This is a genomic window from Klebsiella pneumoniae, from assembly GCF_000742135.1.
Classification (GTDB): Bacteria; Pseudomonadota; Gammaproteobacteria; order Enterobacterales; family Enterobacteriaceae; genus Klebsiella; species Klebsiella pneumoniae.
In genome coordinates this window covers 3,241,742-3,257,705 of the sequence record NZ_KN046818.1, presented here as the reverse complement: position 1 = coordinate 3,257,705, position 15,964 = coordinate 3,241,742, and the positions used below count along the sequence as shown (strand labels likewise).

Below are 15,964 nucleotides of genomic sequence, written 5' to 3'. Positions count from 1 at the left end.
GGAAGTGATGGAGTCTGTCAGTGAGTAAGAAGAAAAACAGAAAAAAGGCGTCACCAACGCCGTTAGCCCCGGTGCAACCGCAAGTCGCCGGGGCCGCCAGCTTTGGTTATGATGAGATGCTTAGCGAACTGGAAGCCATTGTTGCCGAAGCGGAGATCCGCCTGCGGGATGAAGAAAGTCTCGCCTGAAACGGCAAAATGGCTGGGTTGATTTTCATTAATGGCCTGAAGAAGATATCGGCCCCGCGAGGGGCCGATGGCATTATTCACTCAGCGCGTCGGCAAGATCTTTTTTCACCTGCGTGCGCTGCTCCGGCGTCAGTACCTTATTCACCTCAAAATAGTACTTCACGCGGTAATAACGCACCTGCTGATCAATCTTGCTGAAGGCCGCCAGCTGATCGTTGACCGCTTTTTCATCCCATTTACCGGAATCAATCACGTTTATCAGAGCCCCGTCTTTAATTTCCTGTTGGGAAATCTGCTGGACATTACTCTCCAACTGCTGATGCAGGCTTTTAATTTTCGCGACCTGATCGTTGGTAAGTTTTAAGTGCTGAACAATAGGATCCTGCGCCGGTGCTGGCGCCGCCTTAACGTCTGCGGCCTGAGCCGTGATAGAGAAACCGGTGGTCAACAGCGTGGCAAAGGCAATACGGGTTATCAATTTCATTTTTTTTCCTGAAGTAAAGGTGGCAGAAATAGCGGATTATTATTTTACAGGGCGCAGTGAATAAATGTAAAAAATGATAGCCAAACATTATATATATCCACAGCACTAATATACTTCACTAAAACATATAAAATATGAATACCGTGTTAACTTATATAGTTGACGCCCTAACATCACCAGGTTTTATTTTAATTTCAACAGCAAGCAAAATATTTGACAGTGGTGACTTTTCCTTTAATTTAATTAGCGCATATTACGTTATCCAGCGCATCAAGGATATCATTTAAAAATAGATAAGGAGATTGAGATGTTATTACGTTTTCGCGTATTACCGCTGGTTTTTGTCATCTCGCTGTTAAGCGGCTGCGGCCTGGCTTCTAAAGCCTTTTATTCCGCGGGAGACAAATTATTTCAACCCGGAGATGACGCCGTCGCTTCGATGCAGACGTATTCAGTGGCTCAGTTCCTGCAGCCGTTTACTCTCAACCCGGCGAAGGCCAGCAGCGATTATCTGGGTAAATGGGTCAAGGTACGCGGGGTGATTGTCGACATTCGTCGGAAGAGCGGTATCGCCGGCAGCTACTATTTTATCGTGACCATGCGAGATGAACAGAATAAAACGGATAAACGTCTTACCTTTAATTTTGGCTCGCATAACAGGGCAGACGTAGAGGCTTTAAGCAACGGCAGCGTCGCCACGATCGTCGGCCAGGTTCATCAGGTGCAAGATTCCACGATCCCGACGCTACAGAATCCTAAGGTGGTTAAATAACGGTAGCTGACCGATAAGCCGCCTTCTTTTGGTATAGCGTCGTGGACAGCCATTCATCCGCGTCACGGGTTCAGATAGCAAAAACCCCGCCGGAGCGGGGTTTTGACATAAAAAAGGTGAAACTGACCGATAAGCCGCGTTCTTTTGGTATAGCGTCGTGGACAGTCATTCATCCTTTCTCCGCTATTCGAATAGCAAAAACCCCGCCGGAGCGGGGTTTTTGCGTAAAAGGTGAAACTGACCGATAAGCCGGGTTCTGTCGTGGACAGTCATTCATCTAGGCCAGCAATCGCTCACTGGCTCAAGCAGCCTACCCGGGTTCAGTACGGGCCGTACCTTATGAACCCCTATTTGGCCTTGCTCCGGGTGGAGTTTACCGTGCCGCGGACTGTTACCAGCCGCGCGGTGCGCTCTTACCGCACCCTTTCACCCTTACCTGATCCCGCTTGCGCGGGCCATCGGCGGTTTGCTCTCTGTTGCACTGGTCGTGGGCTGTGACACCCCCCAGGCGTTACCTGGCACCTTGCCCTATGGAGCCCGGACTTTCCTCCCCTCCGCCCGTCTCCCCCCGAAGGAGGACGACGACGAAGCGGCGACTGTCTGGTCAGCTTCGGCGCGCAGTATAGAGGGTTTACCGCCCGTTGTCATCCCTCAGTGGTCATCCCAACCTGCAGGGTGGCAGCAATATTACGCGACGCGCGGTAAATATTATCAAACGCCCCGCGAAATGCCTCTTCCAGCGTCGAAACGGAAGTTAACACGCTGAATACGGCATCGATACCGTGCTGGTGAACCACGCCGACATCGTGAGTCAGGCTGCCAGCAATACCGATCACCGGCTTACGGTATTTCTTCGCCACCCGGGCCACCCCCACCGGCACCTTACCGTGAACAGACTGGCTATCGAGCCGCCCTTCCCCGGTGACCACCAGTGAGCAGTCATGGATTTGTTCTTCCAGCTTCAGCGCCTCGGTAACGATCTCAATCCCGCTGCGCAGCTCCGCATTGAGAAAGGCCATCAGCGCCGCACCCATGCCGCCGGCCGCTCCCGCGCCGGGGATCGACTTCACGTCCACCTGCAGCGACGTCTTAATGACGTCGGCATAATGCGCCAGATTACGATCCAGCTCGACGATCATCGCCTCGGTCGCCCCTTTCTGTGGGCCAAAGATCCGCGACGCCCCACGCTCGCCTACCAGCGGATTGGTAACATCGCAGGCCACGTGGATCATCCTGTCACGTAAGCGCGGATCGATGGCGGAAAGATCGATCCGGCTCAGACGGCTCAAACTGCCCCCGCCATGGCCGATCTCTTGTCCCTCGGCGTCACAGAGGCGGGCGCCTAGCGCCTGCATCATACCCGCCCCACCGTCGTTGGTCGCACTACCGCCGATGCCGATAATGATCCGTTCCGCACCATGCTCCAGCGCCTGTAATATTAGCTCCCCGGTACCCCGTGAAGTGGTGATGAGCGGGTTACGTTTGTCGGGCGGAACGAGCCCCAGACCGCTGGCTGCCGCCATCTCAATAAACGCGGTGACGCCGTCGCCGGACATGCCCCAGCAGGCCTTCACTCTCTCACCCAGCGGACCCGTTACCCACGCGAAATGTTCCTTTCCCTGCGTGGCGGCAATCATGGCTTCCACCGTCCCCTCGCCGCCGTCGGCGACGGGCAGGGAAACATACTGTGCATCAGGGAAAATTTCCCGAAATCCTTTTTCTATCGCCTGAGCTACCTCGCTGGCAGAAAGGCTTTCTTTGTAAGAGTCTGGGGCAATGACGATTTTCATAATTTTGTAGCCTGACAGTGCCGCGCAAGGCAAGCATAACAGGGCGCGCAGGGCGCCCTTCTTGTTAGCGAGTGACTTCCACTTTCGCCAGTTTTTCGTAATAGCACGCCAGCGCGCTATGGTCTGCAGTGCCGAGACCGTCCGCGCGCAGCGCCTGCATCATCTCCATCACCGCCGCCGTCAGCGGCAGTTGGGCGCCCACGCCGTGTGAGGTATCCAACGCATTGGCCAGATCTTTAATATGCAGGTCGATACGGAAACCCGGTTTGAAGTTACGGTCCATCACCATCGGGGCTTTCGCATCCAGCACGGTACTGCCCGCCAGACCGCCGCGAATAGCCTGATAAACCAGATCCGGATTGACGCCGGCTTTAGTCGCCAGGGTCAGCGCTTCAGACATCGCCGCGATGTTCAGCGCGACAATCACCTGGTTAGCCAGTTTGGTGACGTTGCCCGCGCCAATATCGCCGGTATGCACTACAGAGCCGGCCATCGCTTTCATCAGATCGTAGTATTTATCGAAGATCGCTTTATCGCCGCCGACCATGACCGACAGCGTGCCGTCGATGGCTTTCGGTTCGCCGCCGCTCACCGGCGCATCAAGCATATCAATACCTTTGGCTTTCAGCGCTTCGCTGATTTCCCGACTCGCCAGCGGCGCAATGGAGCTCATATCGATCACCACGGTGCCCGGTTTCGCCCCTTCAATAATGCCGTTTTCACCCAGCGCCACCTCTTTAACATGCGGAGAGTTCGGCAGCATGGTGATGATCACCTCGCACTGTTCGGCAATCGCTTTCGGCGTCGTCGCGGTCTCAGCGCCAGCGGCGATCACGTCGGCAATCGCTTCCGGGTTACGGTCAGACACCACCAGCGAGTAACCCGCTTTCAGCAAATTTTTGCTCATCGGTTTGCCCATAATGCCAAGACCGATAAAACCTACTTTGATTGTCATAATGTTCTCTCTCTTCATCCTGGTGATTATTTTTTAAACGCGTCGGCAAGTTTCTGGGTTGCAGAACGGAAGACGCCCAGATCGCTGCCAACGGCGACGAAGGTCGCGCCCCATTCCAGATAGCGGCGCGCATCGGCTTCCACTGGCGCCAGAATGCCGCTTGGCTTACCGTGCTTCTTCGCGCTGGCGAAGATATACTGGATAGCGCGCTGCACCTCAGGATGGGCGGCATTGCCCAAATGGCCTAAGGCGGCGGCCAGGTCGCTCGGGCCGACAAACACACCGTCCACGCCCTCGGTCGCGGCAATCGCCTCGACGTTGTCCACTCCGGTCTGGCTCTCAATCTGCACCAGAATGGAAATGTTCTTGTTGGACTGGGCGAAGTAGTCCGGCACGGTGCCAAACATATTGCCGCGGTGGGAAACGGAGACCCCGCGGATCCCTTCCGGCGGATAACGGGTCGAAGCCACCGCCTGCGCCGCCTGTTCAGCCGTCTCGACAAACGGCACCAGGAAGTTATAGAAGCCGATGTCCAGCATGCGCTTGATGATGATGGGTTCATTGGTCGGCACACGGACTACCTGCGCGCTGGAGCTACCTTTCAGGGCCATCAGCTGCGGAATGAGCGTGGTGACGTCGTTTGGCGCGTGTTCCGCGTCCAGCACCAGCCAGTCGAACCCCGCCAGACCCAGCACCTCGGTGCTAATCGGGTTAGCCAAAGCGCACCAGCAGCCAATCTGCACCTGATGCGCCGCCAGCGCGGCCTTAAATTTGTTCGGAAAAATTGCGTTATCCATGATTTTTACCTTGCGTTAATCGTTGCTTACTTCTGCAATTCCATACGTTTGATATCGCCAACCACAAACAGGTAGCAGACCATCATCATCAGCGCGGAGCCGCCAACAAAAATCAGTGCGCCATTAAATGAGTGCAGTTCGCTCACGATGTAGCCAATAACCAGCGGCGTGGCGATCGAGGCCACATTGCCAAAGACGTTGAATACCCCGCCGCACAGGCCAACAATCTCCTTCGGCGCGACATCCGAGATGACCGGCCAGCCCAGCGCGCCAAAGCCTTTGCCAAAGAACGCCAGCGCCATCAGCGTAATGACCAGCGGCGTGCTGGCCGTGTAGTTACACAGGATGATGGACGACGCCAGCAGCATTCCCAGCACAATGGGCAGCTTACGCGCAAAAGTCAGCGTGCAGCCGCGGCCAATCAGATAATCCGAAAACAGCCCGCCCAGTACGCCGCCAGCAAAGCCAAACAGCGCCGGAATCGAAGCCACAAACCCCACTTTCAGAATCGACATTCCCTTGTCCTGCACGAGGTAGATCGGAAACCACGTCAGGAAGAACCATGTAATGGTATTCAGGAAATACTGACCGAAAAATACGCCTAACATCATTCGGTTAGTCAGCAACTGGCGGATATAGTCCATCTTCGGCCCGGCCGCCGGGGTGGCCTCTTTTTTATGGTCCATATCGACCACTGCGCCGCCTTCTGAGATATATTTCAGCTCCGCGGCGGACATTCGCGGATGATCGGTGGGGTTATGCACAAACTTCACCCAGATGATGGTGAGCACAAACCCTATTATCCCCATCACGGTAAAGACATGTTCCCAGCCCAGCGCGAAGGTCAGCCAGCCGAGCAGCGGCGAGAACAGAGCCAGCGAGAAGTACTGAGCGGCATTAAAGATAGCTGAAGCCGTACCCCGCTCTTTGGCCGGAAACCAGGCCGCCACAATGCGGGCGTTGGCGGGAAACGAGGGCGCTTCGGAAAAGCCCAGCATAAAACGCATAAAGAACATGGAGACCCCGGCCCAGGCGAGCGGGAACACATCAATAAAGCCTTGCAGGAAGGTAAACAGTGACCAGAAAAACAGACTGTATGAATAAACCTTTTTCGAGCCAAATTTATCCAGCAGCCAGCCGCCAGGGATCTGCATCAGCAGATAAGCCCAGCCGAAGGCGGAAAAAATGTATCCCATCGACACCGCGCTGAGCCCCAGCTCTTTCGCGACTTCAGTACCGGCGATAGACAAGGTCGCGCGGTCGCCATAGTTCACTGCCGTCACCACAAATATCATCAACAGAATTAAATAGCGGGTCGGTATTCCTTTTTTTTCATCTAATGTAGAATCCAAAATCATTTAGACATTCCTCGGGCACAGAACACCTTTTATAATTGTTTTAAGTGGTTTCTGATTTATTTAAAAGACGATATTGAAATTGTCTATTCGCATATCGATTACCTCAAAAACATGACTCAGTATAATCAGCACGCCCCCGCCAGACACTATGCATACCCACAATATAAAGTTATTATTTAAAGCCATAATTGTGCTTATGCCATAAGTCATGGGCGCTAACCCACACTTCTTACGATTGCCTGCCCTGCAGAGGTTAGCGTTATAAAAAGGAGTGATGCCGATCACATTTTAAAATCAACTCAGCTGACATCCTTTATTCCATCATACTGATACGTAGCAAATGAATTAGCGTTTTATTTTATTATTAGCACCTGTTTGGAGATGACTGGACAATGGCTGACATTGCAATTCGACAACAATCGCCGACCGCGTTTTATATTAAAGTTGACCCGACAGATAATGTGGCGATTATTGTCAACGATCGCGGCTTAACCGCCGGAACGCGTTTCCCGGACGGCCTGACGCTCGTCGAGCATATCCCGCAGGGTCACAAAGTTGCCCTGGTGGATATCCCCGCCCATGGTGAAATCATCCGCTACGGCGAAGTCATTGGCTATGCCGTACGCGATATCCCGCAGGGAAGCTGGATTGACGAGTCGCTGGTGGAGCTGCCCACCGCCCCGCCGCTGAATACCCTGCCGCTGGCCACTAAAGTGCCTGAACCGCTACCGCCGCTGGAAGGTTACACCTTCGAAGGCTACCGCAATGCTGACGGCAGCGTGGGTACCAAGAATCTGCTGGGTATTACCACCAGCGTGCACTGCGTCGCTGGCGTGGTCGATTACGTGGTGAAAATCATTGAACGCGACCTGCTGCCAAACTATCCCAACGTCGATGGCGTGGTGGGCCTGAATCATCTCTACGGCTGCGGCGTGGCGATTAATGCGCCGGCGGCGGTAGTGCCGATTCGCACCATTCATAATATCGCCCTCAACCCAAACTTCGGCGGCGAGGTGATGGTCATTGGCCTCGGCTGTGAGAAGCTGCAGCCGGAACGCCTGCTGCAGGGCACGGAAGACGTCAAAAGTATCCCGGTGGACAGCGCCAGCATCGTCAGCCTGCAGGATGAAAAGCATGTTGGTTTTAAATCGATGGTCGATGACATTCTGCAGGTCGCCGAGCGCCACCTGGCGAAACTGAACCAGCGCCAGCGGGAAACCTGCCCGGCCTCTGAGCTGGTGGTCGGGATGCAGTGCGGCGGCAGCGACGCCTTTTCAGGCGTGACCGCCAACCCGGCGGTAGGTTACGCGTCCGACCTGCTGGTGCGCTGCGGCGCGACGGTGATGTTCTCGGAAGTGACCGAAGTACGCGACGCCATTCATCTGTTGACCCCGCGGGCGATTAACGAAGAGGTCGGTAAACGTCTGCTGGAAGAGATGGCCTGGTACGATAACTATCTTGATATGGGCAAAACCGACCGCAGCGCTAACCCCTCCCCCGGCAACAAGAAAGGCGGTCTGGCCAACGTGGTGGAAAAAGCGCTGGGGTCGATTGCCAAATCAGGGAAAAGCGCCATCGTTGAGGTGCTCTCTCCGGGGCAGCGTCCGACCAAACGCGGCCTCATTTACGCCGCAACCCCCGCCAGCGATTTTGTCTGCGGCACCCAGCAGGTAGCCTCTGGCATCACGGTGCAGGTATTCACCACCGGTCGCGGTACGCCGTACGGACTGATGGCGGTACCGGTGATAAAAATGGCGACCCGTACCGAGCTGGCCAACCGCTGGTATGACTTAATGGACATTAACGCCGGGACCATCGCCACTGGCGAAGAGACGATTGAGGATGTCGGGCGGAAGCTGTTCGAATTTATTCTCGACGTCGCCAGCGGACGCAAAAAAACCTTCTCCGATCAATGGGGCCTGCACAACCAGCTGGCGGTATTTAACCCGGCGCCGGTAACCTGATCGAGAGCGTAAGGATTTAACCACTTTTAGCCCGGATCTATCCGGGCTTGTTGGTTAGGGATGCTGGGCGGCAAGAAAAGCGCTGATCTCCGCCTGCGTCGAGGTGCCTTCCATGGGGCCGCGTTGGCTAATCGCCAGCGAGCCGCTGGCGTTTGCCCATCTCAGCGCCTCCCGGGGCGTGGCGCCATTGAGGAACAGACTAACAAAAGTGGCGCCAAAGCAATCCCCGGCACCAGTCGGATCCACCACCGGCACGCTGAAGCCGGCGACATGGTGCGTCTCGTTGGCGCTAAAGTAGCTTGCGCCACGCGGCCCGCGTTTAATCACCACATGCTTCACGCCGCGTTTCAGTAGCTTATCAACCAGGACCTGCTCATTGCGTTCCGGATTGAGACCAAAGTAATCCAGCTCGCCATCGCTCGGCAGGAAGATATCGGTGTAGTCGAGGATATATTCAAAGGCCTGCGACATCTCCGGGATGTTCAGCATCTCTTTGCGAATATTTGGGTCGAACGATACTGTGCCGCTGCGGCCTTTAATGTTTTCAATCGCTTTACGCATCGCATCGATAATACGGAACGAGAATAGCGATGACCCCATAATATGAAAATGCTGACACTGATTTAGCAACGCTTCGTCAATGTGGTCGGCAGTCAGCAGACCGCAGGCGCTGTTAGGCATATTAAAAATAAAATCGCGCTGCGCCTGGCTACGATAGCTGACGAAGGCGCTACCGGTAGTCGCTTTCTGCAGCATAGCGATGCCGTTGACGTTGACGCCGTCTTTCTCCAGCCGCGCAATATTCATCTCGCCAAATGCGTCGTTGCCCACACAGCTAAACAACACGGAGCCGAAACCCAGCTTTGCCACCTGATCGGCAAATATTGCCGGCGCCCCGCTGGGATAGGGCCCCCAAAATTCACCGGGACGGGAAAACCCCTGATTCTCTTCCTTGGCGAGAAACTCCACCAGCAGCTCGCCGATGGTGCAAATGGTTACGTTCATCACCGCTCCTGGTTTGTCTTATGCAAAGCCGTGTTGAGCCATGTCAGGCATTCATTGTTGGTATAGCTGTTGGTCAAACCCGCGGCGAGGAAGCAGGCATGGTACTCTGCCGCGACGACCTGAGGGGTCACGACGCTGCTGATCTGCTGTAATTCACCCACAGCATAACGTTTCTCGCCATAGACCGGCCGGGAAGCGACAATCGCAATGACTCGTTTACTCTGGGCCACCGCTTCGCTTAACAAATGTGCCGTAACCTCGTTACGCACGCTTAGCGTGCCGTCTTCAGCAATGTGGTCCACCGCTATCAGCGCACGTGAAGGGCGGTAATGACCCAACGCCTTCAGCGCCAGTTCGCCCTCCACAATCCGCCCCTGACCGGACAACACCCCGCCAAGCAGAACGGTTTCCCCATTTAAAAACTCCTGCGCCAGCGCGACGTGGCCCAGATCATTTAATAGCAGGCAAAGCTCTTCTCTGTTGGCCAGAAAGGGGATCACTTTACGCAAAATGGAACCCTGGCCTAGAAACAGCGTTTCGCCATTTTCTATCTGCGCCGCCACCTGGCGAGCCATTTCCGTCTCCAGCGCTTTATCTCTGACGGCAGGCGCTTCTCGGGTCATCGCAACCGGCGCGCCAGCCTGGGCGGTATAAATCGCCCCGCCAAAAGAGCGTTTCAAGTAGCCCTGCTGCTCGAGGTAGTTGAGATCGTTACGGATTGTCACCCCGGAAACAGCCAGCATTTCTGCCAGATCGTCGACTTTGATCTCGCCGTTCTTACGAACGATCTCTGCGATGTCCAAGCGCCTTTTCAGCAAGCTGGTTGACGGTTTTGCCACGGTTTATGCCTTATTATTTTCTCCTGGAATAACTTTCATTTTTAAATTTCCCTCTTGCAATGTCAAACCGCGGCTGTAGCCCTATCCCGCCATCAATCAGCAAATCGATATTAATCATGTAGTTACAAATTGGCACCTTACCAACTTAAACTTTAAAAAAGAAACCTTATAAATACTATTAACTTTCATTTTAAAAATCAATTCATCATTGTGTGCGGTGGATCACACCTAAAAGGCGAGACGATCGTTACATTACTTTCAAACTGAAGGTTATTAACCAAAAATAACTTACAAGATGAAAACAGAGGACTAAAATGTACATCATTTCCAGTAAAAACATGCTATTAAAAGCTCAGCGACAGAGTTATGCCGTGCCGGCTTTCAATATCCATAACCTCGAAACCATGCAGGTCGTTGTTGAAACGGCGGCTGAGTTGCGCTCCCCCTTGATCCTTGCCGGCACCCCCGGTACCTACAGCTATGCCGGCACCGGCAACGTGGTGGCGATCGCCCGCGATCTGGCAAAAAAGTGGGATCTCCCGCTCGCCCTGCACCTCGATCATCACGAGGATCTGGCTGATATCACGCGCAAAGTGCAGGCAGGGATCCGCTCGGTCATGATCGATGGCTCTCACTCACCGTTCGAGGAGAATGTGGCACTGGTAAAAAGCGTGGTGGAGTTGAGCCACCGCTATGATGCCAGCGTTGAAGCCGAGCTGGGCCGTCTGGGCGGAGTTGAAGACGATCTGGTGGTCGATGCTAAAGATGCGCTCTATACCAACCCCGAACAGGCCCGCGAATTTGTCGCTCGTACCGGTATTGATTCGCTGGCCGTCGCCATCGGTACCGCGCACGGCCTTTACACCGCCGAACCGAAGCTTGATTTTGAGCGCCTGGCGGCTATTCGCGACTGCGTTGACGTTCCGCTGGTTCTGCATGGCGCTTCCGGCCTGCCGGATAGTGATATTCGTCGCGCCATTTCTCTGGGCGTATGCAAAGTCAACGTCGCCACCGAACTAAAAATCGCTTTCTCGGATGCGCTGAAAGCCTACTTCCTGGAAAATCCGGGCGCCAACGATCCTCGTCACTATATGAAACCGGCGAAAGCGGCAATGAAAGAGGTCGTTCGCAAAGTCATTCACGTTTGTGGCTGCGAAGGACAACTGTAATCAGCGGATCGAAGGAGCCTTGTTGTGATCCACACCCTGACACTGAATACCGCGATCGATATGAATATCTTTTGCGATCCGCTCCAGCCGGCGGCAGTCAACCGCACCCGGCAAACGGAATATTGCCCGAATGGTAAAGGGGTTAACGTCTCGCTGGTATTACATCATTACCAGCAGCCAACCCATGTCATGGGCATATTCGGCGGTTTTACCGGCCGCTATATCGTTGAGGAACTACGCAAACAGCATATTAATGTCACACCGGCATGGGTCGCTGAACCGACCCGTATAAATATATTTATTAACGACGGCAGTGATGAATACAAACTGGTAAATCCCGGCGCGCGGATTGACGATGAAGGAAAAGAACAAATTCTTCACCATTTACAGTGCGTCGCGCCCGGTGATTATTTAGTTATCAGCGGCAGTCTGCCACCGGGAATAGAGAGCCGGTTCTATAGCGAGATTCTGGTGCTGTGCCAGCAGAAAGGGTGTGAAGTCATCTTAGATATCAGCCACCCGGTGCTGCGCCAGCTGTTAGAGTGGCGTCCACTATTGATTAAACCCAATGACGACGAGCTGAAAGAGATCTTTGGTCTGGATGTCAGCAGCCCCCGGCGGGTACGAGAAGCAATACAAACGCTCCACCAGCTCGGGGCTCGCAATGTTCTGCTGACCCTTGGCGCGCAAGGGCTCTATTTTTCGAACGGCGCGCAACTGTGGTTCTGCTCGGCACCGAAAATCGAACTGGTCAGCTCGGCCTGCGCCGGCGATGCCGCGCTGGGTGCATTCCTCAGCCATTGGCTTAACACAGACGATATTCCCCAGGCCCTGGCGCTGGCCAGCGCCACCGGCGCTGATGTGGCCGCCTCCGCCGGGCTGGGTAAATTAAACCGTACGCAAGAATTATTACAACAACTTCAGATCGTCCAATTATAAAGGTCCGATTATGAAAAAAATTATTGCCGTGACCGGCTGCCCTACAGGTATTGCTCATACATTTATGGCTGAAGAGGCCTTAAAAACCGCAGCGAAAAAATTAAATGTTGAAATAAAAGTCGAAACCAATGGCGCTTCCGGCGTAGAAAACGCCATTACGCCGGAAGACCTGAAGGATATTTATGGCGTGATTATCGCTGCCGATAAAGATGTTAATGCCGAACGTTTTAATGGTTTACCGGTTATTGAGGTGCCGGTTAAAGAAGCCATTCACCATCCGGCGGAATTAATTAATAAAGTCGTTAACGGTCAGGCGCCGCGTCGTCAGGGATTCTCCGCGGCAACGGATCCAGACGAGAAATATGAGCGAGAATCGTTCGGCCGACAGATTTACAAACATCTGATGAGCGGCGTTTCCAACATGCTACCGTTCGTTGTCGCCGGCGGGATCTTAATCGCTGTTTCTTTCTTATGGGGTATCTACTCCGCCGACCCGAATTCACCGCAGTATAACGTGATTGCCGCCACGCTGATGAAAGTCGGTCAGCAGGCGTTCTCGATCATGGTGCCGGTGTTTACCGCCTACATTGCCTGGTCGATATCTGGCCGCCCTGGCATGGTTGCCGGTTTTGTCGGCGGTCTGCTGGCGAACGCCACCGGCGCCGGATTCCTCGGTGGGATCATCGCCGGTTTTGCCGCCGGGTATTTTATGCTGCTGATCCGTCATCTGCTCGACGGTCTGCCGCGCCAGTACGAAGGGCTGAAGTCGATCTTTATTATGCCGCTGATCGGCGTCCTGGTGATCGGCGTGATGATGGTCCTGCTCGGCCAGCCGGTGGCAGCGATCAACAATGGCATGATGAACTGGCTCAGCTCTTTACAGGAAGCCAACCCGATCCTGCTGGGGATCGTGGTAGGCGCAATGTGCTCCTTCGACTTCGGCGGGCCGGTCAACAAAGCGGCCTATGTCACCGGTACGTTGCTGCTGGGTCAAGGTAACTACTTTTTTATGGCCGGTGTATCTGCCGCCTGCATCACGCCGCCGCTGGTCATCGCTCTGGCGACCACGTTCTTTCCGAAAGGCTTTAGCGAGGAGGAACGCGCCGCCGGGATGGTCAACTATATCCTCGGCTGTACGCACATTACCGAAGGTGCGATTCCCTTTGCCGCCAAGGATCCGCTGCGGGTGATCCCGATGATGATGATCGCCTCCTCAATTTCTGCGGTACTCAGCTACAGCCTGCATATTCAGGTTCCGGCACCGCACGGCGGCTTCTTAATCCTGCCGCTGGTCAGTAAACCGTTGATGTGGGTGCTGTGCATTCTCGCCGGTTCCGCCTGCGGGGCACTTATGCTGGGATGCTGGCGGCTGTGGCAAAAACGCACTGACAAAGCGACAGCTCTTGCTGGCGCCATGAAATAAGGAGCAAGCTATGCAACTGACTTCTGCCGATATTTGTTTCGATCGTCAGGTCAAAACAAAAGACGAGGCGCTACAGCGTGTCGTTGCAGCCCTGACCCATGCCGGACATACGCGGGCAGACTATCTACAAGGCATGCGCGAGCGCGAGGGGCAAATCAGCACCTATCTGGGCAACGGCATTGCCATTCCCCACGGTACGCCGCACAGTCGCGACGCAGTGCTTAAAACGGGCGTTAAGGTGCTGGCTTGTCCGCAGGGGGTTGACTGGGGTGAGGAGCAAACCGCCTATCTGATTGTCGGTATCGCGGCTCAGGACAATGAGCATCTCGATATTTTGCGCCAGCTCACCCATGCTCTGGGCGATGATCGAGTACCTGAGGCGCTGACGCGCGCTGATACCCCCCAGGCGGTGCTGGAAATTCTCGCCGGCGACATTCCTCTGCCAGCAGGCGAAGAACCACAACCCGCGCCGCAATTTGACGAAGAGGCCACCTTTACCCTGCGTAATCCGCACGGGCTACATGCCCGTCCCAGCGCGGTGCTGGTGAAAGCCGTAAAGCAGTGGCGATCGCAAATCCGGGTCGAAAACCTTGATACGCGCTCCGCCATTGTTGATGCCAAGAATCTGATGCGCGTCGTATCGCTGGGCGCCAAACAGGGTCATCGTCTGCACTTTATGGCCAGCGGCAACGATGCGCAGCAGGCGTTAAAAGCCATTGGTGACGCTTTTAACGCCGGTCTCGGCGAAATTGCCGCCCAGCCGCAGCAGGTCTCCCAGGAAGCCGTCAAAACGAAGCGCAGCTGGCTATCCCGAATATTTAGTTAATTTTCAATTAATTAAAAACGCCCTGTCTTCCTGGTCAGGGCGTTTTTGTCTCGAAAGACGTTACCTTTCACTGCGTTACAACACTATTTATCGATGCAGATCACAAATCAAAACAAAGCCATTTGCGACCAAAACAAAACATAACGAATATATTCGAAAGAAAACGGAGGTTGTAAATGAAAGACATTATCACTCGCCATAAGTCAGGCGAACATATCGGCATCTGTTCAGTATGTTCGGCGCATCCGCTGGTTATCGAAGCGGCGTTACGTTTCGACCTGTCGACCAACAATAAGGTGCTGATCGAAGCGACGTCCAACCAGGTGAATCAGTTTGGTGGCTACACCGGCATGCAGCCGGCCGATTTCCGCGACTTCGTCTACAACATCGCGCGTACCGTCGGTTTTCCGGCGGAGCGCATTATTCTTGGCGGCGACCATCTTGGACCGAACTGCTGGCAAGACGAACCGGCCGCCGTGGCGATGGAAAAATCAATCGACCTGATCAAAGCCTACGTCGCCGCCGGCTTTAGTAAAATCCATCTCGATGCGTCAATGTCCTGTGCTGACGATCCGGTGCCGCTGGATCCTGGTGTGGTTGCTGAGCGCGCCGCTCGCCTGTGTCAGGCTGCCGAAGAGACCGCCAGCGATGAGCAAAAGCGCCACCTGACCTACGTCATCGGGACCGAAGTTCCGGTTCCCGGCGGCGAGGCCAGCACCATCGGCAGCGTACATGTCACCCGGGCGCAGGATGCCGCCGCGACGCTCGAAACCCATGAAGCCGCCTTCCGTAAGCTGGGGCTCGACGCCGCACTGGAGCGAGTTATCGCCATCGTCGTGCAGCCCGGCGTGGAGTTCGACCATACGCAAATCATTCATTACCAGCCGCAGGAAGCGAAAGCGCTCTCCGCCTGGATCGAAAGCACCCCGATGGTCTACGAAGCGCACTCTACCGACTACCAAACCCGCCAGGCTTATCGTGCGCTGGTCCGCGACCACTTCGCCATTCTGAAAGTAGGCCCGGCGCTCACCTTTGCCCTGCGTGAAGCCATCTTTGCCCTCGCCCAAATGGAAAATGAGCTGATCGCCCCGGAGTCTCGCAGTCGCGTGATGGAGGTGATCGACGAAGTGATGCTTAACGAACCCGGCTACTGGAAAAAATACTATCGCCCCACCTGGAGCCAGGCGATGGTCGATATCCACTTCAGCCTTTCCGACCGTATCCGTTACTACTGGCCGCATCCGCGTATTCGCCAGAGCGTTGAGAAACTTATCGCTAATCTGACCGACGCTAAGCTACCGCTGGGGCTTATCAGCCAGTATATGCCGGTGCAGTTTGAACGACTGTCGCTGAATGAACTGAACGCCGAGCCGCACGCGCTGATCCTCGACAAAATCCAGGATGTCCTGCGTGCCTATCGCTACGGCTGTTCTTCTGAAACCGCGTGAAGTTAAG

15 protein-coding genes and 1 other RNA gene are annotated in these 15,964 nt (G+C 54.7%); 8 read left to right on the top strand and 8 right to left on the bottom strand.

Annotated elements, in window-relative coordinates; genetic code table 11:
- The first annotated feature begins 20 nt into the window (after nucleotides 1–20).
- Nucleotides 21–188 carry a protein YhaL gene (locus DR88_RS30915; RefSeq protein WP_002917926.1) on the top strand — a complete coding sequence of 56 codons (168 nt, stop codon included), beginning with the start codon at nucleotides 21–23 and terminating at the stop codon, nucleotides 186–188.
- A gap of 73 nt (nucleotides 189–261) precedes the next feature.
- Here the strand turns inward: DR88_RS30915 and DR88_RS10225 are convergent, their stop codons facing one another.
- The gene (locus tag DR88_RS10225) at nucleotides 262–672 is read right to left on the bottom strand and encodes a Spy/CpxP family protein refolding chaperone (protein ID WP_004149907.1); all 411 of its coding nucleotides are present in this window, start codon (nucleotides 670–672) and stop codon (nucleotides 262–264) included.
- 307 nt (nucleotides 673–979) lie between these two features.
- Between DR88_RS10225 and DR88_RS10230 the strand changes: the two genes are divergently transcribed.
- Nucleotides 980–1,444 carry an OB-fold putative lipoprotein gene (locus DR88_RS10230; RefSeq protein WP_025861546.1) on the top strand — a complete coding sequence of 155 codons (465 nt, stop codon included), beginning with the start codon at nucleotides 980–982 and terminating at the stop codon, nucleotides 1,442–1,444.
- 229 nt (nucleotides 1,445–1,673) lie between these two features.
- Here DR88_RS10230 and rnpB read toward each other — a convergent pair.
- The 5 genes from rnpB to DR88_RS10250 form a co-directional block, all read right to left on the bottom strand.
- Nucleotides 1,674–2,056, bottom strand: an RNA gene (gene rnpB / locus DR88_RS27315) — RNase P RNA component class A.
- A 32-nt stretch (nucleotides 2,057–2,088) separates the two neighbouring features.
- Nucleotides 2,089–3,234 carry a glycerate 2-kinase gene (gene garK, locus DR88_RS10235; RefSeq protein WP_004149910.1) on the bottom strand — a complete coding sequence of 382 codons (1,146 nt, stop codon included), beginning with the start codon at nucleotides 3,232–3,234 and terminating at the stop codon, nucleotides 2,089–2,091.
- A 64-nt stretch (nucleotides 3,235–3,298) separates the two neighbouring features.
- Nucleotides 3,299–4,189, bottom strand: a complete 891-nt coding sequence (gene garR, locus DR88_RS10240; RefSeq protein WP_002917952.1) for a 2-hydroxy-3-oxopropionate reductase — start codon at nucleotides 4,187–4,189, stop codon at nucleotides 3,299–3,301.
- Nucleotides 4,190–4,215: 26 nt separating this feature from the next.
- Nucleotides 4,216–4,986 (bottom strand): 2-dehydro-3-deoxyglucarate aldolase, encoded by a 771-nt coding sequence (gene garL / locus DR88_RS10245; RefSeq protein WP_016531009.1) that lies wholly within the window; start codon nucleotides 4,984–4,986, stop codon nucleotides 4,216–4,218.
- A gap of 26 nt (nucleotides 4,987–5,012) precedes the next feature.
- The gene (locus DR88_RS10250) at nucleotides 5,013–6,344 is read right to left on the bottom strand and encodes an MFS transporter (RefSeq protein ID WP_004149911.1); all 1,332 of its coding nucleotides are present in this window, start codon (nucleotides 6,342–6,344) and stop codon (nucleotides 5,013–5,015) included.
- A gap of 392 nt (nucleotides 6,345–6,736) precedes the next feature.
- Here DR88_RS10250 and garD point away from each other — a divergent pair, with 392 nt between their 5' ends.
- A complete protein-coding gene (gene garD / locus DR88_RS10255) occupies nucleotides 6,737–8,308 on the top strand; it encodes a galactarate dehydratase (RefSeq protein ID WP_002917960.1) in 1,572 nt (523 codons plus the stop codon).
- A 54-nt stretch (nucleotides 8,309–8,362) separates the two neighbouring features.
- Here garD and DR88_RS10260 read toward each other — a convergent pair whose 3' ends face one another.
- Together DR88_RS10260 and DR88_RS10265 are read right to left on the bottom strand one after the other, a co-directional pair.
- The gene (locus DR88_RS10260; protein ID WP_002917963.1) at nucleotides 8,363–9,313 is read right to left on the bottom strand and encodes a sugar kinase; all 951 of its coding nucleotides are present in this window, start codon (nucleotides 9,311–9,313) and stop codon (nucleotides 8,363–8,365) included.
- Entirely contained in the window at nucleotides 9,313–10,116 is an 804-nt protein-coding gene (locus DR88_RS10265) for a DeoR/GlpR family DNA-binding transcription regulator (RefSeq protein ID WP_004218217.1), read from the bottom strand. Before DR88_RS10265 ends, DR88_RS10260 begins: the two co-directional genes overlap by 1 nt.
- A gap of 350 nt (nucleotides 10,117–10,466) precedes the next feature.
- Between DR88_RS10265 and DR88_RS10270 the strand changes: the two genes are divergently transcribed.
- The 5 genes from DR88_RS10270 to gatZ all read left to right on the top strand — a co-directional run bounded on the left by DR88_RS10270 (nucleotide 10,467) and on the right by gatZ (nucleotide 15,957).
- Nucleotides 10,467–11,321, top strand: a complete 855-nt coding sequence (locus DR88_RS10270) for a tagatose bisphosphate family class II aldolase (RefSeq protein WP_002917968.1) — start codon at nucleotides 10,467–10,469, stop codon at nucleotides 11,319–11,321.
- A 24-nt stretch (nucleotides 11,322–11,345) separates the two neighbouring features.
- Entirely contained in the window at nucleotides 11,346–12,260 is a 915-nt protein-coding gene (tagK, locus tag DR88_RS10275; protein WP_004149914.1) for a D-tagatose-1-phosphate kinase, read from the top strand.
- A 10-nt stretch (nucleotides 12,261–12,270) separates the two neighbouring features.
- Nucleotides 12,271–13,683 carry a PTS fructose transporter subunit IIC gene (locus DR88_RS10280; protein WP_004149915.1) on the top strand — a complete coding sequence of 471 codons (1,413 nt, stop codon included), beginning with the start codon at nucleotides 12,271–12,273 and terminating at the stop codon, nucleotides 13,681–13,683.
- Between the two features lie 10 nt (nucleotides 13,684–13,693).
- Complete coding sequence (locus DR88_RS10285) at nucleotides 13,694–14,509, top strand: HPr family phosphocarrier protein (protein ID WP_002918068.1); 816 nt, start codon at nucleotides 13,694–13,696, stop codon at nucleotides 14,507–14,509.
- Between the two features lie 176 nt (nucleotides 14,510–14,685).
- Nucleotides 14,686–15,957, top strand: coding sequence for a tagatose-bisphosphate aldolase subunit GatZ (gene gatZ, locus DR88_RS10290; RefSeq protein WP_002918071.1), 1,272 nt, complete (start codon nucleotides 14,686–14,688; stop codon nucleotides 15,955–15,957).
- Nucleotides 15,958–15,964: the final 7 nt, after the last annotated feature.